15 protein-coding genes are annotated in these 19374 nt (G+C 72.5%); 7 read left to right on the top strand and 8 right to left on the bottom strand.

The annotated features are described in order from the left end of the window. Window positions 1–115 precede the first annotated feature (115 nt). The 3 genes from coaBC to ACTWOL_RS06085 all read left to right on the top strand — a co-directional run bounded on the left by coaBC (window position 116) and on the right by ACTWOL_RS06085 (window position 5545). Window positions 116–1333, top strand: a complete 1218-nt coding sequence (coaBC, locus tag ACTWOL_RS06095; protein ID WP_474295113.1) for a bifunctional phosphopantothenoylcysteine decarboxylase/phosphopantothenate--cysteine ligase CoaBC — start codon at window positions 116–118, stop codon at window positions 1331–1333. A gap of 389 nt (window positions 1334–1722) precedes the next feature. Further along, window positions 1723–2946: a methionine adenosyltransferase gene (metK, locus tag ACTWOL_RS06090; protein ID WP_474295111.1), complete on the top strand. Its 1224-nt coding sequence runs from the start codon at window positions 1723–1725 to the stop codon at window positions 2944–2946. Between the two features lie 454 nt (window positions 2947–3400). Continuing rightward, window positions 3401–5545, top strand: coding sequence for a primosomal protein N' (locus ACTWOL_RS06085; RefSeq protein WP_474295108.1), 2145 nt, complete (start codon window positions 3401–3403; stop codon window positions 5543–5545). A gap of 122 nt (window positions 5546–5667) precedes the next feature. On the opposite strand, the gene ACTWOL_RS06080 is transcribed toward ACTWOL_RS06085, so the two are convergent. After that, window positions 5668–6168, bottom strand: coding sequence for a hypothetical protein (locus tag ACTWOL_RS06080; RefSeq protein WP_474295106.1), 501 nt, complete (start codon window positions 6166–6168; stop codon window positions 5668–5670). Between the two features lie 224 nt (window positions 6169–6392). On the opposite strand from ACTWOL_RS06080, the gene fmt reads away from it, so the two are divergent. Further along, window positions 6393–7337, top strand: coding sequence for a methionyl-tRNA formyltransferase (gene fmt / locus ACTWOL_RS06075; protein WP_474295104.1), 945 nt, complete (start codon window positions 6393–6395; stop codon window positions 7335–7337). A gap of 60 nt (window positions 7338–7397) precedes the next feature. Further along, window positions 7398–8831: an RsmB/NOP family class I SAM-dependent RNA methyltransferase gene (locus ACTWOL_RS06070; protein ID WP_474295102.1), complete on the top strand. Its 1434-nt coding sequence runs from the start codon at window positions 7398–7400 to the stop codon at window positions 8829–8831. A 109-nt stretch (window positions 8832–8940) separates the two neighbouring features. Here the strand turns inward: ACTWOL_RS06070 and ACTWOL_RS06065 are convergent, their stop codons facing one another. From ACTWOL_RS06065 to ACTWOL_RS06045, 5 genes are read right to left on the bottom strand one after another with little or no spacing between them, the layout of a single operon-like run. Then, window positions 8941–9813: a branched-chain amino acid aminotransferase gene (locus ACTWOL_RS06065; RefSeq protein ID WP_474295100.1), complete on the bottom strand. Its 873-nt coding sequence runs from the start codon at window positions 9811–9813 to the stop codon at window positions 8941–8943. After that, window positions 9810–11096, bottom strand: coding sequence for an ATP-grasp domain-containing protein (locus ACTWOL_RS06060; RefSeq protein ID WP_474295097.1), 1287 nt, complete (start codon window positions 11094–11096; stop codon window positions 9810–9812). The genes ACTWOL_RS06065 and ACTWOL_RS06060 overlap by 4 nt, the downstream gene beginning before the upstream one ends. Next, window positions 11093–12097: a DMT family transporter gene (locus tag ACTWOL_RS06055; protein WP_474295095.1), complete on the bottom strand. Its 1005-nt coding sequence runs from the start codon at window positions 12095–12097 to the stop codon at window positions 11093–11095. The genes ACTWOL_RS06060 and ACTWOL_RS06055 overlap by 4 nt, the downstream gene beginning before the upstream one ends. Further along, a complete protein-coding gene (locus tag ACTWOL_RS06050) occupies window positions 12091–13374 on the bottom strand; it encodes a DUF6421 family protein (protein ID WP_474295093.1) in 1284 nt (427 codons plus the stop codon). Before ACTWOL_RS06050 ends, ACTWOL_RS06055 begins: the two co-directional genes overlap by 7 nt. Further along, entirely contained in the window at window positions 13371–13955 is a 585-nt protein-coding gene (locus ACTWOL_RS06045; protein WP_474295091.1) for a type 2 periplasmic-binding domain-containing protein, read from the bottom strand. Before ACTWOL_RS06045 ends, ACTWOL_RS06050 begins: the two co-directional genes overlap by 4 nt. 872 nt (window positions 13956–14827) lie before the next feature. Between ACTWOL_RS06045 and rpe the strand changes: the two genes are divergently transcribed. Both rpe and ACTWOL_RS06035 read left to right on the top strand, forming a co-directional pair. Beyond that, on the top strand, window positions 14828–15511 hold the full coding sequence (gene rpe / locus ACTWOL_RS06040) for a ribulose-phosphate 3-epimerase (RefSeq protein WP_474295089.1): 684 nt from the start codon (window positions 14828–14830) through the stop codon (window positions 15509–15511). Window positions 15512–15619: 108 nt separating this feature from the next. Beyond that, window positions 15620–16633 (top strand): sugar-binding transcriptional regulator, encoded by a 1014-nt coding sequence (locus tag ACTWOL_RS06035; protein WP_474301093.1) that lies wholly within the window; start codon window positions 15620–15622, stop codon window positions 16631–16633. On the opposite strand, the gene ACTWOL_RS06030 is transcribed toward ACTWOL_RS06035, so the two are convergent. After that, window positions 16575–17789, bottom strand: coding sequence for an amidohydrolase family protein (locus ACTWOL_RS06030; protein WP_474295087.1), 1215 nt, complete (start codon window positions 17787–17789; stop codon window positions 16575–16577). The genes ACTWOL_RS06035 and ACTWOL_RS06030 overlap by 59 nt on opposite strands. Beyond that, window positions 17790–19310 (bottom strand): type I glutamate--ammonia ligase, encoded by a 1521-nt coding sequence (locus tag ACTWOL_RS06025; protein WP_474295085.1) that lies wholly within the window; start codon window positions 19308–19310, stop codon window positions 17790–17792. Between the last annotated feature and the right edge of the window lie 64 nt (window positions 19311–19374).

The raw sequence follows: 19374 nt of genomic DNA, 5'->3' as shown, positions 1-19374 counted from the left end.
GCCAAGCGAAGGGGAGCGTCCGCCGGGCCTGTGGTGTGTCAGCCTGATGTGTGTCGTCGCAGTCGAGTGCCGTCAGCAGCGACGGTGATCGCCGTCCGTGGGGAGCGGGAACGCAGTGGACAAGCCGAAGGTCGTTCTGGGAGTGAGCGGCGGAATCGCCGCGTACAAGGCGTGTGAGCTGCTGCGCCGGCTGACCGAGTCCGGGCATGACGTGAGGGTCGTGCCCACCGCTTCGGCCCTGAACTTCGTCGGCGCTCCCACCTGGTCGGCGCTTTCCGGGCACCCCGTGTCCACCGAGGTCTGGTCGGACGTCCACGAGGTCCCGCATGTGCGGATCGGGCAGAACGCCGACCTCGTCGTCGTCGCGCCCGCCACCGCGGACCTGCTCGCCAAGGCCGCCCACGGCCTCGCGGACGACCTGCTGACCAACACCCTGCTCACCGCCCGCTGTCCCGTCGTCTTCGCCCCGGCGATGCACACCGAGATGTGGGAGCACCCGGCGACCCAGGAGAACGTGGCGACGCTGCGGCGCCGCGGCGCCGTGGTCATCGAGCCCGCAGTCGGCCGCCTCACCGGTGTGGACACCGGCAAGGGCCGGCTGCCCGAGCCGGGCGAGATCTTCGAGGTCTGCCGCCATGTCCTGAGGCGGCACGGCCAGGGGCGCGGCGCCCTCGCCCCCGACCTCGCCGGCCGCCATGTCGTCATCAGCGCGGGCGGCACCCGCGAGCCCCTCGACCCCGTGCGCTACCTGGGCAACCGCTCCTCCGGCAAGCAGGGATACGCCCTGGCGCGTACGGCGGCGGCCCGAGGTGCCAGGGTGACCCTGATCGAGGCCAACACCGGCTTCCCGGACCCGGCGGGCGTGGACGTGGTCCATGTCGGCACGGCCTTGCAGCTGCGCGAGGCGGTCGTCAAGGCGGCCTTTCAGGCCGATGTGGTGGTGATGGCCGCCGCGGTCGCCGACTTCCGCCCGGCGGCCTACGCGGAAGGCAAGATCAAGAAGAAGGACGGCCAGGAGCCCGCACCGGTCGCCCTGGTGCGTAATCCGGACATCCTCGCCGAGATCTCGGCCGACCGTCCCCGCCCGGGCCAGGTGGTCGTGGGCTTCGCCGCCGAGACCGACGACGTGCTGGCCAACGGCCGCGACAAGCTCCGCCGAAAGGGCTGTGACCTGCTCGTCGTCAATGAGGTGGGGGAGCGCAAGACCTTCGGCTCCGAGGAGAACGAAGCCGTGGTCCTGGCGTCGGACGGCGGCGAGACGGCCGTACCGCACGGGCCCAAGGAGGCCCTCGCGGACACGGTGTGGGATCTGGTGGTCCCGCGCCTGTCCTGAGCCGGGTCCGGTCCGCGGCCGGGCCGGGAGAGCGGTTCACCCCCGCCCGCGTGGCGTACCGGGTCGAACCGGGGCGCGCCACGACGCGCCGAGTGTGACGCACACCGCAATCGGCTTGACCGGCTGTGCCGGAGAGGATCCTGGACGAATGCCGCATATCCGCTCCGTCGCCGTGGCAGACGGCGGAATGGAGTGCTCCGGTCGTGTGTAACGGACGGCCTCACGTGCTACTGCGCGCACTTTCTGTGGCTGATCGACTCCCGTGAGGCGAGACACGTGGTCCAATCGCCGACTGCTCCCGATAAACTGTCCTCGGAACGACGCGGGGCGCAGCCCCCTGCCCGTCCACCAATGATCAGCCAGCAGCCGCTGCAACCCCAGGGAGCGTTGTGTCCCGTCGCCTGTTCACTTCGGAGTCCGTCACCGAAGGCCACCCCGACAAGATCGCTGACCAGATCAGCGACACCATCCTCGACGCGCTGCTCCAGGAGGACCCCGCCTCCCGCGTCGCCGTCGAGACGCTGATCACCACCGGCCTGGTGCACGTGGCCGGCGAGGTGACCACGAAGGCCTACGCCGACATCCCCACCCTGGTGCGCAACAAGATCCTCGAGATCGGTTACGACTCCTCGAAGAAGGGCTTCGACGGCGCCTCCTGCGGTGTCTCGGTCTCCATCGGCGCCCAGTCGCCCGACATCGCGCAGGGTGTCGACACGGCGTACGAGTCCCGTGTCGAGGGTGCCTCCCAGAAGGACAAGGCGGACGAGCTCGACAAGCAGGGCGCCGGCGACCAGGGCCTGATGTTCGGCTATGCCTGTGACGAGACGCCCGAGCTGATGCCGCTGCCGATCTACCTCGCGCACCGGCTCTCCCGGCGTCTGTCCGAGGTCCGCAAGAACGGGACCATCCCCTACCTGCGCCCCGACGGCAAGACCCAGGTCACCATCGAGTACGACGGCGACAAGGCCGTCCGGCTCGACACCGTCGTGGTCTCGTCGCAGCACGCCTCCGACATCGACCTGGAGTCGCTGCTCTCGCCCGACATCCGCGAGTTCGTCGTCGAGCACGTGCTCAAGGAGCTCGTCGAGGACGGCATCAAGCTGGACACCGACGGCTACCGCCTCCTGGTGAACCCGACCGGCCGCTTCGAGATCGGTGGCCCGATGGGCGACGCCGGTCTCACCGGTCGCAAGATCATCATCGACACCTACGGCGGCATGGCCCGCCACGGCGGCGGTGCCTTCTCCGGCAAGGACCCGTCCAAGGTGGACCGCTCGGCCGCCTACGCCATGCGCTGGGTCGCCAAGAACGTGGTGGCCGCCGGTCTCGCCGCGCGCTGCGAGGTCCAGGTCGCCTACGCGATCGGCAAGGCCGAGCCGGTCGGCCTCTTCGTGGAGACCTTCGGCACCGCCACGGTCGACACCGACAAGATCGAGAACGCCATCGCGGAGGTCTTCGACCTCCGCCCGGCCGCGATCATCCGCGACCTCGACCTGCTCCGCCCGATCTACGCGCAGACCGCGGCGTACGGTCACTTCGGCCGCGAGCTCCCGGACTTCACCTGGGAGCGCACGGACCGCGTGGACGCGCTGCGCGCGGCTGCGGGGCTGTAACCCCGGAAGGCATCGCGCGAATGCCCCGGACGGATGCCGTCCGGGGCATTCGCGTTCCGTGGCGCGGCTCTCGGTGTGCTGTCCGCATCGTGCGGTGGCGTGCGCGGCCGCCGCGGCGCCTGGTGAATTCCGTGGCACTCGGCTGCCGCTCCTCGCTACGCTGACGGCCTCCCGGTGCGCAGGTGACGGATACTTCTGGAGCGGGGCGGGAGCCCCGCGGTGAAGGAACCACGATTCCGCCGCCGACGTGATCTCGGGAGTCCCTGCGCGCCGGCGCCCGGTGCGAAGGTGACGGTTACTTCGGGTAATCCCCTCGCGGGTTCGAATCCCGCCGCCGGTCGTCGACCGGTGTGGCCGAGTGGTCCAAGGCAGAGTGCACACCGTCGCCGCCCCTGATCTCGGGCGCCCTTCAGCACAGCCGTCACTGTCGGTCCTGTCTGGTAGGAATGGGGCTGTGAGCAGCGACGACGGAAGTTCCGGACGGACGGGCGACGGCCCGCCGGAGCAGCTTGCGCTCATACGCGAGACCGTACGCAAGGCCAAGGCCCCGCGGGCCAAACCGCGCACCTGGCGCGGAGCGGCGCTGGCCACGGAGCTGCCGGTGGCCAGGGTCGTGGTCAACAAGGGCGTGCTGCATCTCGACCAGTTCTTCGACTACGCCGTGCCCGAGGAGCTGGCCGCCGCGGCTCAGCCCGGAGTACGGGTGCGCGTCCGGTTCGGAGCCGGGGCGCACCAGGTGCGCGAGGGGCGTCGTGAGGGGGGCCGGCTGACCGACGGGTTCATCGTCGAACGCCGGGCCGCGTCGGACTACGCGGGACCGCTGGCCGCGCTCGCCGATGTCGTCTCGCCCGAACCGGTGCTGAGTCCCGGGCTCCTCGCGCTGGCCCGTGCGGTGGCCGACCGGTACGCGGGAAGCCTCGCCGACGTACTGCAACTCGCGGTGCCACCGCGCAGCGCCCGGGCCGAGGCGAAGCCTTCGCCCGAGCCGCTGCCGCCGCCGAGCCCGCCCGCCCCGGGGACCTGGGAGCGATACGGGCGGGGCCCCGGGTTTCTCGAGGCACTCGCACGCGGCGGCGCACCGCGGGCCGTATGGAATGCGCTGCCCGGGCCGCACTGGCCGGTGGAACTGGCCGGGGCCGTCGCGGCCACTCTGGCGTCCGGCCGGGGCGCGCTGGTCGTCCTGCCGGACGGAAGGGCCGTCGCACGGGTCGACGCCGCGCTGACCGCGCTCATCGGCGAGGGACGGCACGCGGTGCTGACGGCGGAGGCAGGGCCCGAGCGCCGCTACCGGCAATGGCTCGCGGTGCGCCGGGGATCGGTGCGGGCGGTGATCGGCACCCGTGGCGCGATGTTCGCCCCGGTACGGGATCTCGGCCTGGTCGCCCTGTGGGACGACGGGGACGCCAGCCACAGCGAACAGCACGCCCCGCTGCCCCATGCACGGGAGGTGCTGCTGCTGCGGGCCGCGCACGACAGATGCGCCTTTCTGCTCGGGTCGACGAGCTGCACCGTCGAGGCCGCCCAGCTCGTCGAGAGCGGCTGGGCTCAGCCGCTGGCCGCCGACCGCGGCGAGGTGCGAAGAGCTGCGCCACTGGTACGGACCGTGGGTGACGGAGAGCTCGCCCGGGACGAGGCGGCACGGGCGGCGCGACTGCCCACGCTGGCCTGGCAGACGGTCCGCGACGGGCTGGGCAGCGGGCCGGTGCTGGTGCAGGTCCCCCGCAGGGGCTATGTGCCGAAGCTGGCCTGTGAGCGGTGCCGGGCGCCCGCGCGGTGCGCGCACTGTGCCGGGCCTCTGGAAGCGCCCGGGGAGCGTGAACTGCGGTGCGGGTGGTGCGGCAGGGACGCGGCGGGCCGCCACTGCGCCGAATGCGGCAGCACACGGCTGCGAGCTCAGGTGGTCGGCGCCCGGCGCACCGCGGAGGAGCTGGGGCGGGCGTTTCCGGCGGTGCCGGTGCGGACGTCGGGGCGCGACCACGTCCTGGACACGGTGCCGGGCCGGCCCGCGCTGATCGTCAGCACCCCGGGTGCGGAACCGATCGCCGAAGGCGGGTACGCGGCCGCGCTGCTGCTCGACGGCTGGGCGATGCTCGGCCGCCCCGATCTGAGGTCGGGTGAGGAGGCCCTGCGCCGCTGGCTGGGCGCGGCCTCACTGGTGCGCGGCCAGGAGGACGGCGGCACCGTGGTGGTCGTCGCCGAGCCCACGTTGCGGCCCGTGCAGGCGCTGGTGCGCTGGGACCCGGTGGGACATGCACAGCGCGAGCTGGCCGAGCGTGCCGAGCTGGGATTTCCTCCGGTGTCCCGGATGGCGTCCGTGACGGGGCGGGCGGACGCGGTGACCGCTTTCCTGGCGGCGGCGTCACTGCCGGATGACGCGGAGGTGCTGGGGCCGGTGCCGCTGCCTGCGGTGCCGGCGGGGCGGCCGCGGCGGCCGTCGGACCCCCCGCTCGGTGAGCAGTGGGAGAGGGTGCTTCTGAGGGTGCCTCCGGGCAGTGGCGCCGCACTGGCGGCCGCCCTGAAGGAGGCGCAGGCGGCGAGGCTGGCGCGGGGTGGGGGCGATCCGGTGCGGGTCAGGATCGACCCGCCGGACATTGGGTAGGAGAGGCGCCCGGTGTGCCCGTCCTCGTACCTCCCCGGACGAAGTCTGGGGGAGCTTCGGTGTCCCGGACGCGGCCTTTTCGCGCCGCCCTGCCCACAGACGGCAGGCGGCCCGGCGGGAGGTCAGCCGTTGCGCGGGCCCGGGAGTGCGCTCGGGCGGACCTCCTCGCACAGCGCATGCGCCGACGCCGACTGCGGCGGCATGGCGCGCGCGGCCGGCACCGCCGGTGCGGCCACCGCCTCCGCCGCGGCGCTCGCCGCAGCGGTCGCCTGCGTCGCCCGCCGCGAACCATAACGGCGGTGCACGGCCTGCTTGGTGACGCCCAGTGCGGAGCCGACCGCGTCCCACGAGAAGCCCAGCGAACGGTCGAAGTCCACGGCCGCGGTCACCAACGTCTCGACGCTGTCCCGCAGTTCCTGCGCGAGGCGCACGGTCGGCGCGGGGGCCCTGCCGTAGACGACGAAGCCCGTGGACGGGCCGGAGCGACGCGGACGGTAGACATTGCCCAACTGGGCCGTGAGCGTGCGCAGTGCGTCCACCTGCCGGCGGACCCGCTCGATGTCCCGCACCAACAGATGCAGGCTGGCCCGGGCTTGGGCGTCGTGGGTTGCGTGGTCGGCCATGAACAAGCCTCTCGAACCGGCGTGAAAGGGGTCGGGCCGTGTCTCTGGGGCGGCCCGTATCGGTCAATCTCTCTTGACCAACGCTCCAGCCTGCGTTGTGGTCACGGTGCGGGAGAGTGAGGGCATATGCGCAGGGCGCGCGGGCCGCCGTGCGCCCCCCGTCAGCGGGGCCAAATAGACTGGTGCGTCGCGTCCACACGGCACACAGAGCGAGGTAACCCCCAGTGAAACTTGTCTTCGCAGGCACCCCCGAGGTCGCCGTACCCGCCCTGGACGCGCTGATCGCCTCCGACCGGCATGAGGTCGCCGCGGTCGTCACGCGCCCGGACGCCCCCGCAGGCCGCGGCCGCCGCCTGGTCGCCAGCCCCGTCGCGCAGCGCGCGGAGGAGGCCGGGATCGAGGTGCTCAAGCCCGCCAAGCCGCGTGACGAGGAGTTCCTGGCGCGGCTGCGTGAGATCGCGCCGGACTGCTGCCCGGTCGTCGCCTACGGCGCGCTGCTGCCCAGGGTCGCGCTCGACGTTCCCGCCCGCGGCTGGGTCAATCTGCACTTCTCGCTGCTGCCCGCCTGGCGGGGCGCGGCACCCGTGCAGCACGCCATCCTCGCCGGGGACGAGATGACCGGAGCGTCCACCTTCCAGATCGAGGAGGGACTGGACTCCGGACCGGTCTACGGCGTGATCACCGAGACCGTACGCCCCACCGACACCAGTGGCGACCTGCTCACCCGGCTGGCCTTCGCGGGGGCCGGTCTGCTCGTCGCCACCATGGACGGCATCGAGGACGACACCCTGGAGGCCGTGCCGCAGCCCGCGGACGGCATCACGCTCGCCCCGAAGATCACCGTCGAGGACGCGCATGTCGACTGGCAGGCGCCGGCGCTCCGGGTCGACCGGGTCGTCCGCGGCTGCACACCGGCGCCGGGTGCCTGGACCGCCTTCCGCGGCGAGCGGCTCAAGCTGGTCAACGCACGGCCGGTCGCGGACCGCACCGACCTGGCACCCGGAGAGCTCGCGGTGGGGAAGAACAACGTGTACGCCGGTACCGGTTCGCACGCCGTCGAGCTGCTGTGGGTGCAGCCCCAGGGCAAGAAGCCCATGCGTGCCGCCGACTGGGCGCGCGGGGTACGGATCGTCGCCGGCGAGCGGCTGGGCGCGGCGGGCGGAGCCTGACCCGTGGCCCGGGAGTCGTAGGCTGAAGGGGTTCGACCCTTTCGAAACGCGGAGCACCTTTTGAGCGAGCAGAGCCGTCGCCGTCCCCATCAGCCGTACCGCCGCCCGAAGAAGGACCCCGTGCGGATCCTCGCCTTCGACGCGCTGCGGGCCGTCGACGAGCGCGACGCCTACGCCAACCTCGTCCTCCCCCCGCTGCTGCGCAAGGCCCGGGAGAACGGCGACTTCGACAACCGGGACGCGGCACTGGCCACCGAGCTCGTCTACGGGACCCTGCGCCGCCAGGGCACCTACGACGCGATCATCTCCGCCTGTGTGGACCGCCCGCTGCGCGAGGTCGACCCGCCGGTGCTCGACGTGCTCGCGCTCGGCGCCCACCAGTTGCTCGGCACGCGGATCCCGACCCACGCGGCGGTGTCGTCGAGCGTGGAGCTGGCGCGGGTGGTGCTCGGGGATGGCCGGGCGAAGTTCGTCAACGCGGTGCTCCGGAAGATCTCGCAGCACGACCTGGACGCGTGGCTGGAGCGGGTCGCCCCGCCGTACGACGAGGACGCCGAGGACCACCTGGCCGTGGTGCACTCGCATCCGCGGTGGGTGGTATCGGCGCTGTGGGACGCCCTCGGGGGCGGCCGCGCCGGGATCGAAGACCTGCTGGAAGCCGACAACGAGCGGCCCGAGGTCACCCTCGTCGCCCGCCCCGGACGGGCGACGACGGACGAGCTTCTGGGCATCCTCGGTGAGGAGGCCGGCCTGCCGGGCCGCTGGTCGCCCTACGCCGTACGGCTCACGGAGGGCGGTGAGCCCGGTGCGCTCGACCCCGTGCGCGAGGGGCGCGCCGGAGTGCAGGACGAGGGCAGCCAGCTCGTCGCGCTGGCGCTGGCGAACGCGCCGCTGGACGGCCCGGACGAGCGCTGGCTCGACGGTTGTGCCGGTCCCGGGGGCAAGGCGGCCCTGCTCGGCGCACTCGCCGCCGAGCGCGGCGCGGCGCTGCTGGCCGCCGAGAAGCAGCCCCACCGTGCCCGCCTCGTCGAGCGCGCGCTGGCCGGCAACCCCGGCCCGTACCAGGTCATCGCCGCGGACGGCACCCGCCCGCCGTGGCGGCCGGGATCCTTCGACCGTGTCCTGGTCGACGTCCCCTGCTCGGGCCTCGGCGCCCTGCGGCGCCGCCCCGAGGCCCGCTGGCGCCGCCGCCCCGAGGACCTCGAAGGCTTCGCCCCGCTTCAGCGCGCGCTGCTGCGCGAGGCGTTCGCGGCGGTCCGGGTCGGCGGAGTCGTCGGCTATGCGACCTGCTCGCCGCACCTCGCCGAGACCCGGGTGGTCGTCGAGGACGTGCTCAAGGGCCGGGGCGGCGCCCCGGTGGAAGCCGAGTGGGTCGACGCCCGCCCGCTGATGGCGGGCGTACCCGCGTTGGGCGACGGCCCCGACGTACAGCTGTGGCCGCATCTGCACGGCACGGACGCGATGTATCTGGCCCTGCTGCGGCGTACGGCCTGACGCCGGACCGGGCCGCGACGCCTCACAGCGCCGGCACCAGGTCCTGTCCGGGCCCGAGAAGACCGCCCGGACAGGACCTACCGGTCTTGGCCGCGCGCCGGGACCGCACTCACTCGCGGACCAGCCGTGCGTAGGCATCGGCCAGGGAGCGGGTCACCGGGCCGATCCCGTACGCCCTGCCGTCGATCGAGCGGACGGGCTGGACCTCGTAGGCGGTGCCGGTGAGGAACACCTCCTCGGCCCGGTCGAGTTCCCCAGGGCTGATATGGCGCTCGTGCACCGCGACGTCCGCCTTGCGTGCCAGGTCGATGACGGTCTGCCGGGTGATGCCGTCGAGGAAGACGTCGGCCACAGGCGTGTGCAGCGCGCCGCCGCACACCAGGAAGAGGTTGGCGCCCGTGGCCTCGGCCAGGTAGCCGCGGGAGTCCAGCAGCAGGGCGTCGTCGTGGCCCGCCGCCTCGGCCTCGTCGCGTGCCAGCGTGCAGATGTTGTACAGCGAGGCGGCCTTGGCCCGTACGGGCGCGGTGTCCGGCGCCGGACGCCGCCAGCGCGACGTGCCCAGGCTGATGCCGCGCTCCCGGGCCGTGGAGGAGAACACGTCCGGCCACTCCCAGGCGGCGACGGCCACATGCACCGAGGTGCCCGCGCCGGAGACGCTCAGCTGCTCGCTGCCCCGCCAGGCGACCGGCCGTACGTAGCCGTCGCGGATGCCCAGACGACCGACGAGCTCGACGGTCGCCCGGTCCAGTTCGTCGGTCCCGAAGGGGAGTGCGAAGCCCAGTTCGCGGGCCGAGGCGGCCAGGCGCCGTGAGTGCTCGGTGAGACGGAAGACGCGCCCGTCGTAGACACGCTCGCCCTCGAAGACGCCGCCGCCGTAGTGCAGTCCGTGCGACAGCACGTGCAAACGGGCCTCGCGCCAGGGGACGAACGCGCCGTCCAGCCAGATGACCCCGTCGCGGTCGTCGAAGGGAAGGAGGGTCATCGGACGTCGTTCTCCTGCGCGTAGTCGATGCGAATGGTCCGCTCCAGATGGCGGTGGAACTCCTCCGCCTCCTCGGTGCGGGCGTGCCGGGACAGCACGAACGCGGGGTAACCGGTGAAGTCGGGGTAGGGGTGTACGACATCACCGGGGTGGAGCATCTGCACGACGTGGTCGACGCGTGGATCGGCGCGCACCTCGTCCAGGCCGTGGATCGCGGTGATACGGCCGTGGCCGCCGCACGGCACGATGTAGTTGGCCGCCGCGCCGACGACGGCCGGCTCCGCGCCGGTGTACGCGGGCGGGAGCCCCGCGGCGATGCGCAGCGCTTCGGCCGCCAGGTCCACGCCCGTGACATGCGAGGCGATGTAGTGCGAGACGCCCGATCCGCCGACGCGGGCGCCCATCTCCAGCAGATACGGCTCGGTGCCGCTGCGCAGACGCAGCTCGGTGTGGGTGGGACCGTCGGTGACGCCGAGCGCCGCGTGGGCGGCCGTCACCTCGCGCCGTACGGCCTCCTCGACCGCGGGCGGCAGACAGGCGGGTGCCCGGTAGACGGTCTCCTCGAAATAGGGCCCCTTGGGCTCGCCCTTGTAGCCGATGGACAGCACCGTCACCTCGCCCCGGTGGGCGAGCGACTCGACGGCGTACTCCGGACCGTCCAGATACTCCTCGATCACCAGGGCCGGGCTCTGTCCGAGCTTGCCGCGGCAGATCTCGCTCACCTCCGCCACGGCCGCCGCGAGCTGTTCGGGACTGTCCGCCCGGGTCACGCCGAGGCTCGAGTAGCCGTGGGCCGGCTTGACGACCACGGGGAAGGTCAGCTGTGCGGTGTCCGGGTGGGCGCCGGGCCCGTCGAGGCGCACGAAGCGGGGCACATGCAGCCCTGCCGCCGCCAGCCGCTCTCGCATGACGCGCTTGTCCTGTACGCCCGCCGCGGTGGCGGGGGAGATGCCGGACAGGCCGAGCAGGCGGGCGGCCTCGGCGACGAAGGGCACGGCCGGGTCGTAGAGCGTGACGATGCCGTCGAAAGGGCTCTCGCGGTGCCGCTGCCGCAGTGCCCGGAGCGCGCCTTCGGGGTCGCCCTCGATGTCGAGCGGCAGGATGCCGGTGACCGCGGCCGGCAGCCGGTCCGGGGCGGTGGTCTCGTCGGGCCGCGGCACGAGGACGATCCCGATCCCGGCCCGCTCTGCGCTCTCGAAGACCCACGGCAGCGAGGTGCGCTGGTAGACCAGGACGACGGTGGGTGCGGAAGTGGGTGCGGAAGTGGGTGCGGAAGTGTTCACGGCGCTCCTTGTTCGTGTCGTACGGGTTGTGCGGCATCCCGTTCGCGCACATCGGGGACTGCCCGGGCAGCCGGGGGGTGGGCGGTCTTCCCGCCGACGGTGAGCCACACGCCGGCCGAGCACAGGCAGATCAGCACGAGGGAGAGGGGGCGAGGCGCGCTCGCCCAGCCCAGTGCCCACTCGCCCAGCCGCACGAGGAAGGGCACGACGAGGGCCAGGGCCGAGGTGAACAGCGGCCCCTTGCGCAGGATGAGCTGGTGCGAGATGAGGAAGACCGGTGCCGTCAAGGCCGCGCCCAGCAGTGCGATCCCGCCCCAGTCGGCCCAGGACACCCCGTCGAGCGGGACGAAGAGGAAGGCGGCGGCCGCGAGCATGACCGTGCCCGCACCCGTGATCGCGGGAAGGGCGGCCAGCGGTGAGACATCGGCCATGTGCCGCCGGTAGACATGCCCGTACAGGGCGTACGCGAATGTGCCGGCCAGGGCGAGGAACGCGCCCGTCAGCAAGCCGTCCCCGGTGGCGGAAGCCGCCGGTCCGTCGGCCGCCGCATAGCCCATCGCCGCGGCCACGGCGAGCGCGGTGCCTATCCCCTTGCGGACGGTGGACCGTTCGCGGAAGGCGGCGATGCCGATCAGGAAGGTGAGGCAGGGCAGCAGCGAGACGATCAGGCCGACGCGTGAGGCCCCGATGCGGCCGATGCCCAGCAGCGTTCCCGTGTAGTACGCGAAGAAGCCCAGGAACGCCAGCAGCGCCACGGCTCCGGTGCGGCGGCTGCCCGTGCGTATGTCGGCCCAGCTGCGGGGCCGCAGCGCCGCGATGGCGACGAGTGTCGCGAAGCTCGCCGCCGTACGTCCCGCGGCCACCGCGAGCGGGGGAGCGCCGCTGACCAGGCGGCCCGACATCAGCCACCCCGCGGCCAGCAGCAGCACCATCAGCGCGGACAGGGCGGGGACGACGAGCGCCCCGCCCCTTCCGTGCGGCCGGCCGTCCCCACTCACCATTCCGCAGGCCCGAACCGCAGGGCCGGCAGCCGGTCGAGGCCGCCCTTGGCACGCAGCAACGTGCGCTGGTCCCCGGTGAAGGCGTAACGCTGTTTGTCCTCCCCGGCGGGCAGGTGGCCGCGCACCAGGGCCCGGGCCGCCGCCCGGTACTCGTCGTCGGTGGTGACGTCCGCCTCGAGCTTCTCCACCGTCGTGACGAAGTCGCGCAGCGCCTCCAGTGCTTCGGCGCGGTCCAGACGCAGCAGACCGCCGTCCGCCGGGGAACCGGTCAGCGCGCCGTGCTCGCGCAGCCAGGAGTAGAGGAACACCCCGGTGCCGGAGTCGAAGTTGCGGGTGGCGTCGTCCGCCTGCGGATAGCGGAAGACACGTTCCAGCAGGACCATGTCGATCTGCTCCTGCGCATACGGGATGTCGTCGTCCACACAGGTCAGTACGGTCCGGGCGTCGACCTTGATCTCCTCGAGCAGACCGACGAACCAGTTCATCTTCAGGGAGATGTGCTGGTCGAACGGCCACAGACCCTGGTAGTGCATCGAGTCGTGCAGATAGCCCCAGATGGCGCGCGCCTCGAAGCAGACGTCCGGGGCCAGGCCCGTCGAGGAGCGCGGCAGGGATTCGGGGGTCAGCACGGCGGCGGCGCCCGGCAGGGCGTACGTCTCGTGGATCCTGCGGAACTTGTTGTAGAAGAACATGGCGTAGCGCTGCTCGCGCACCTTGTCGTGCGCGGCCACGTTCTCGGGGAAGAAGACGATGCAGTTGCCCTGGGCGAAGCCCGCGCTGCCGGTGACGAGGACGAGCGACTGGCAATTGTTCTTGGGGTGCGGGTGATTGACAGCCAGCGCGGGCAGGGCGTCCGGCTCCTTGCGCAGTGCGAAGAAGAACTCCAGTCGCCTGCCGACGGGCGGGGCGCTGTTGGTGCTCTGCAGCGGGGCGAGAAAGAAGACCGTCTCGCCGTCCGCGGGCGGTTCGAGCGCGTCCCGCGAGCGGGCGAAGTGCGGCGCGGTGTCCAGTCCTGCCGCGAGCCAGCCGTCGACGTCCTCGGCCAGGGCGTCGGCCTGGTGCCCCAGCCCATGGCGCGCGTACCAGTCGCACGCCACGTCCCGCACGGCCAGCAGCAGTTCACGGTCCTCGGGCGTCGGGCGGCCGATCGTGCCGTCGTCGGCCTGCCGGGCGCGGAAGCGGTCGACCAGCGGTACGAGGGTACGGCGCAGTTCCTCTGCCTCGGCCAGGACGCCCGTGCCGACCGGGGCGACGAGAGCGGGGGAGTGAGCGTTCACAGAGCCGGCTCCAGCACCTTCGTTTCGACGGCGGCCCTGTCGGCGGCCATGACCTGGTGGACGGTGAAGACCATGGGTACGGGCCCGAAGTCCCGCAGCACCCGCAGACCATGGGCCTGGGCGGCCACGATGGTGGTGATGCACCCCTCCACCTGGCCGGAGGCGCAGTCGATGGCGGCCTGGGAGTTGCTGAGCACCTCCCGCACGGCCGCCTCCTGCGGAACCAGGCCCTTGGGCGCGGGGTGCGATGCCACCGTGCGCGGACGCGTGGTGCCGGTGGAGGCGAGCACCATGTTGTGCGTCGGCATCACAAAGCTGTCGACCATACGCAGCCGGTGCAGATTGCCGAAGACCAGGGTGTGCAGGGCGGGATAGACCGCACAGGCGGTCAGGGCGTGGCTCCCGTCCGTGGGGACGGCCTCGAGCGCGGACTCGATGGAAGTGTGGAGTGAGACGGTGCCGTCGTCGATGCCGCGCAGGCGCAGCCATTCGTGGGACGCGGCCTCTAAGTTGGTGCCCTGCGGGCCGAGTGTGTGCAGATGACGCACGTGTCCGGAGCCGGAGTCGCCGGAGTGGTTCAAGGATCCCCCCTTGTGATGCGCGCTCTGGTGCGCGGTGCAATGCGCCGGGGCGCCCGTACGGCGCCCGTGGCGTATTCGAAGATCAAAACAGCGGTCGGATATCGGATCAACACCTTCAGGTGGTGTCCCGCATCACGAGATGCGGACGGGTCGGAATTCGCCACCGATCCGGTCCAACGCCTCGCGCGGCACTGCCGGATGGCATGCCGCGTTCAGACGGAAGCAGTGTCGTGCGACCCCGGCAGGGCGGTGACGGTGGCCTCGCTCGGTTGTGGTCAGGCCGCGGTCGGTCGGCGGACAAAGGGGCCTGGGAACTCCGTGGAGATGCCGGTGCCCGCCCGCGTGGGCCGGTCCGTGGGGCCGACCGTGGCCGGCGGAATGCTGGTCCGGCACACCGTGGGAATCCTTGTCGGAGTCGCGGCGGAGGGGATGGCAGGTACTGGTGGCCCGCATACCGGCCGGTTGCCGCTCGCGTCTTTCCTCGATGGCCCCGCGAAACTCCTGCCGTCGGCGCTGGCAGTAGTGCGCGAGAAATGGCCGGATATCGACGTGACTTTTACCGAGCCAGTGCCGCCGCGTGCGGTGGAGATGCCCCGCAAGGGGATTGTGAGATCACGACGGCATTCCACTACCCGGGCATACCCGGGCCCGGCGGGCAGCGTGCCGGTGCCTGGGAGGGCCCGGTCGTCCGTGTGGCACGCTGCTTCGACGAGGCCCCGGTGCCGGGCTGGGCCCGCCCGCAGGCCCCGGGATGCCCGGTCAAGCGCGCCGGGAGCCAGCGGGTGCCCGGCCAGGCCCGTCGGCAGCCCCCGGTTGCCCGGCCTTGTGGTCCTCCCGCGCAAGCCGGTGCGGCCGCATGGCAGTCTTGGCACATGGCCCAGATCAATCCCAGCATCCTCTCCGCCGACTTCGCCCGCCTCGCCGAGGAGGCCAAGGCCGTCGAAGGGGCCGACTGGCTCCATGTCGATGTCATGGACAACCACTTCGTGCCCAATCTGACGCTGGGCGTGCCCGTGGTCGAGTCGCTCAGCCGCGCGACGGACACCCCGCTCGACTGCCATCTCATGATCGAGAGCCCGGACCGCTGGGCTCCGCAGTACGTCGAGGCCGGCGCCGGGTCCGTCACCTTCCATGTGGAAGCCGCCGCGGCACCGGTGCGGCTGGCGCGGGAGATCCGGGCGAAGGGTGCGCGTGCGTCGATGGCTCTCAGGCCCGCCACGCCCATCGAGCCGTACGAGGACCTGCTGCCCGAGCTCGACATGCTGCTGATCATGACCGTGGAGCCCGGTTTCGGCGGCCAGGCCTTCCTGGACATCATGCTGCCGAAGATCCGCCGCACCCGGGAGCTGATCAACAAGCACGGACTGGAGTTGTGGCTCCAGGTCGACGGAGGAGTCTCGGAGGCGACGATAGAGCAGTGCGCGGAGGCCGGAGCGGATGTCTTCGTGGCGGGTTCCGCCGTGTACGGGGCCGAGGACCCCGCGCAGGCGGTCCGCACACTGCGTGACATGGCGGACCGGACGATTGCGTCGGCACCCTGGGCATGCGACCACTGAGCCACGCTTACGTGAACGGGGCCCGACCGGGCTGATCGACAAGCTCCGGATCTGACAGGATGACGGTTCCGGAGTGTGAACAGCAGTGAGGAGAGCGCGGTGTCTGCAATGTCGGCGGGACGGCCAGCCCTGCGGATGGGACCCGCGGAGCTGGTGCAGGCGGCGGCCATGGCGCGTCGCTTCTATCTCGAGGGCAAGTCCAAGATCCAGATCGCGGAGGAGTTCGGCGTCAGCCGCTTCAAGGTCGCGAGGGTCCTGGAGACGGCGCTCGAGCGCGATCTGGTACGGATCGAGATCCGTGTGCCCGCCGAGCTGGACGCCGAGCGCTCCGACGCGCTCCGCGCCCGCTACGGCCTGCGACACGCCGTGGTCGTCGAGTCGCCGACGGAGGGCGAGGACGAGTCTCCCGACCCGGAGAACCTCGGCGAGGTCGCCGCGGACCTCCTCGGCGAGCTGGTCACCGAGGGCGATGTCCTCGGTCTGGCCTGGGGGCGCTCGACCATCCACATGGCGGCGGCGCTGGACCGGCTGCCACCGTGCACCGTCGTACAGCTGACGGGTGTGTACGACGCCGGGACCGCCGAGCGCGGCTCGGTGGAGGCCGTGCGGCGTGCCGCCCAGGTCTCCGGCGGCGAGGCGCATCCGATCTACGCGCCCATGCTGCTGCCGGACCCGGCCACCGCGGCCGCCCTGCGTAATCAGACCGGCATCGCGCGCGCCTTCGAGTACTTCGACAAGGTGACCGTCGCCTGCGTCTCCATCGGCTCCTGGGAGCCGGGCATCTCGACCGTCCACGACATGCTCTCGGACGAGGAACGCGCCCACTACGCCTCGCTCGGCGTCGCGGCGGAGATGTCCGCCCATCTCTTCGACGCCGACGGCCGCCGCGTCGGCCGCGACCTCGGCGAGCGCTGCATCACCGTCGAGGCCGACCGGCTGCGCCGTATTCCCGAGGTCGTCGCGATCGCGGGAGGCCAGCGCAAGGCGGCGGCGATCGGCGCGGTCCTGCGCTCGGGGCTGGTGACGAGCCTGGTGACCGACACCTCCGCGGCCGACTTCCTGCTCACCGAGTTCCTCCCGGGCCCGCGTCCGGCTCTGGAGCGGGCCGACCCGGACGTCTGACGGGCTCCCCGCCCTGTGCCGGCTGCGGCGCCGGACGCGGATCCGCGGGGCCGAGACCGTACAGCCGGCGGGCGTTGTCCGCGGCCAGCAGCCGTGCCACGCGTCCGGCGTCCTCGTCCGACCAGGCGCCGGAGGCGGTCCAGGCACCGATGAGCCGGTCCAGCGCCTCCTCGAAGACCCGGGCTCCGACCACGTACAGCTCGGGCAGGCCATAGGCATCGCTCGAATAGAGAAGCTTGCCGAACGGGGTGAGCTCCAGAGCCTCGGCGAGGACCGCCTCGGCACGCGCTCCGGTGTGGGCGAGCGCCAGGCCTACGTCCGCGTACACATGCGTGAACACGTTGGCGAGATAGGCGGCGTGGCGGTGGTACGGGTAGCCGTGCAGCAGCACGAGCGGGCAGCCGTAGGGGGCGGCGGCCCGGATGAAGTCCGTGAGCTGCAGCGGATCGCAGCGGTCCAGGCGAAGATCGGGATCACCGAAACCGGTGTGCAGCTGGAGCGGCAGCCCGGTGCGCACCGCCGACCAGAGCAGATGACGCAGCAGCACCGGGTCGGTGAGCCGGCCGCCCGGCGGACGGGCGTCCAGCCAGCGCCCCGCGGCGGCGCGTACCTCCGCGTCCCCCGGTGGCTCGGGGTCCAGCCCCAGGCCGTGGCGGTAGCCGGCGATCGACTTGAATCCGGCAGCGGTACGCGCGGACGCCGTGACGGCGTGGTCGAAGACCTCGACGAAGTCGTCGGCGCTGTGACAGGCGTCCGCGGTCCGCTCGGCGAGTGACTCCAGCCGCACGATCGCCCGTGCCTCCGCCCCGCCGAGCGCAGCGAGCTCGGTGGGCCCCGTCAGATCGCCCGGCAGCCCGGTGTCGATCAGATACGTGCCGGTGCCGCTCGCCCGCAGCAGCCTGCGGGTCACCTCTTCCTGGCCCAGTTCGCGCCGACGTTCCAGATACCGCTCGAGGGGACAGTGTGGCTCCAGTCCGAGCAGCGGCGGACACCAGCGCCGCACCGCGAAACCGAGCTGGGTGTCGAAGAAGCTCGTCCCGGGCGCGGCGGGGGCATCCGACTCGGTGAGGTACGAGGCGAAGGATTCCGCGTCCGGTTCCCGGCGCAGCACCCCGTGGCAGTGGTGGTCGACGAGCGGAGGCAGCGTGAGCGGCATTCAGTACCGCCCGCGCGTGGCGTCGGCGATCTCCTGCGGGGACTTTCCGTCGAACAGCTCGGTCTCGGCCCGGCGTACGGCGGCGATCGCCTCGAACAACGTCTCGCCGAGCGCCTCCCGCAGCACAGCCGAGCGCTCGAAGTGCTCCAGCGCTCCCGGCAGTGAACGCGGCAGCCGCGCCGGTGCCGGACCGGTGCCCGAAGAGCCGCCGGAGGCGTCGTCGGCGGCGGGATCGCCCTGGACGGGAGCCGGCAGCACCGCTCCGGCAGCGAGCCCGGCGAGGCCGGCCGCGATCACCGCGCCCACCACCAGATACGGGTTGGCCGCCGCGTCGAAGCACTTGACCTCGGCGTTCGCTCCGTCGGGATCGTCCGGCGCACCGGTGATGAAGCGCAGCGCGGCTTCCCGGTTCTCCAGGCCCCAGCACTGGAAGACACCTGCCCAGCGGGACGGCTCGAGCCGCAGATAGCTGGCGGGGGAGGGGGCGCCGATCGCCAGGAGCGCCGGGAGCGCGTCCAGCACGCCCGCGAGGAACGCCTCGCTGTCGGCGGTCATCCCGAAGGGGCCGTCGCCGCCCCGGCAGAGGTTCCTACCGTCCCGCCACAGACTGAGGTGGAGATGGCCCCCGTTGCCGACGCCTCCCGCCTCCACCACCGGTCCGAACAGCGGTGTCAGCCCGTGGCGCAGCGACACCGACCGCACGGTCTCGCGCACCAGCACCGCGAGATCGGCGGCGTCCACCGGATCGGACGGTGCCACCGACACCTCGAACTGCCCGGCGACGTACTCCGGATGGAGCTGGAGCACCTCGACGCCCTGGGCGACGAGCGCGCGCATCACCTCGTCCAGATAGTCGGAGAGCTCGGCGACCCGGGCCATCCCGTAGGCCGGTCCGCCGCAGGCGGCCGCACCGTCACGCTGCACGACCCACTCGGTCTCGAAGCCCATCCGCAGCTCGACGCCGCGCTCCGCCGCGAGCCGGGCCATACGCCGGGCGAACAGCCGCTGACAGCCGGCGTACGGCCGTCCCTGCTGGTCGTAGCGGTCGACGGGCGCCCACGCCCAGCCGGGCTGACCGGCGAGCACGGTGAGCCTGCCGAGGTCCGGCAGCAGTCTCAGATCGCCGTCGGGGCCGCCGACACGGCGGCTCGTGGTCATCGAGTCGTCCACGAGGTAGACGTCGAAGACGGGCGACATGCCGACGCCCCTGACCGCGGTCTGTGCCAGCCGGCCGACCGGGACGGTCTTGACGCGGGTGAGTCCGGCGTTGTCGACCCAGGTCAGGGCGACGCCATGGGCGCTCTCGGCGGTGAGTCTGGCGGCCTCCTGACGGGCCTCCTGCCGGATGCCGCGGCGGATGCGCTCCTGGTCCCCGCCCCGGTCCCGGTCCTCGTTCCGGGCCCTCTCCCTGTCCCGGTCCTGGCCCTGCTCCTGGACCGGGCCGGGGGCCTGCCATGCCTGGTCGGTGCGCGTCCGCTCGGTCCGCGTCCGGTCGCTGCGAGTCTCGTCGTTGTGCTGCACGGGGCATTCCCTACCCGCCCGGCCCCACGTTCACCGCCCGTACCACGCGAGCGTGGCAGCATCT

Source organism: Micromonospora sp. IBHARD003 (assembly GCF_056106285.1).
Note: the sequence above shows the minus strand (reverse complement) of the source record. Positions and strands in the feature narration are given on the sequence as shown.